The sequence below is a fragment of the Acinetobacter sp. 5862 genome (genome assembly GCF_024494585.1).
Taxonomy (GTDB): Bacteria; Pseudomonadota; Gammaproteobacteria; order Pseudomonadales; family Moraxellaceae; genus Acinetobacter.
The window spans coordinates 1-663 of the sequence record NZ_JANHGP010000070.1 but is presented as its reverse complement, the minus strand read 5'-3'; the positions used below and the strand labels follow the sequence as shown (position 1 = coordinate 663).

At 39.1% G+C, this 663-nt stretch carries 1 protein-coding gene; it reads left to right on the top strand.

Going from position 1 to position 663, the window contains the following annotated elements:
* Positions 1 to 80 precede the first annotated feature (80 nt).
* Complete coding sequence (locus tag NO346_RS14115) at positions 81 to 515, top strand: HIT domain-containing protein (protein WP_256415552.1); 435 nt, start codon at positions 81 to 83, stop codon at positions 513 to 515.
* The last annotated feature ends 148 nt before the right edge of the window (positions 516 to 663 follow it).

Below are 663 nucleotides of genomic sequence, written 5' to 3'. Positions count from 1 at the left end.
TTTAATTCGTCTGATCACAGATACTTTATAAAGCATTTTAATACTTTTTTGAATCTGTCAATGCGTAAGTCCTAAAAGATATGTTTAGTTTGCATCCACAACTTGCTCAAGATACATTTTTTGTAGGCGACTTTCCGCTTTCAACATGTCGTTTAATGAATGATATGCAATTTCCCTGGTTGATTCTTGTACCACGTGTACCGGGAATTAGCGAGTTATATGAATTAAGCCAAGCTGATCAAGAGCAATTCTTACGTGAATCAAGCTGGTTATCGAGCCAATTGGCACGCGTATTCCGTGCAGACAAAATGAATGTTGCAGCACTCGGTAACGTCGTGCCACAACTGCATTTTCATCATGTTGTACGTTATCAAAATGATGTTGCATGGCCTAAACCAGTTTGGGGAACGCCAGCCGTACCTTATAGCAATGATGTACTCGTACATATGCGTCAAACATTAATGCTTGCATTGCGTGGTCAAGGCGATATGCCATTTGACTGGCGTATGGACTGATTTAGAAAATAGAATAAAAAACAGTCTTCTATAACAAGGAAGGAGGGTAGGGTGTCACTAGATAGGTTAATAGGGCTTTGTTGCACAAACCTATCTGTAAAGGCTTTTTCAGCGATATAATTTTCAAATGAAGAAGCCTACACACAAA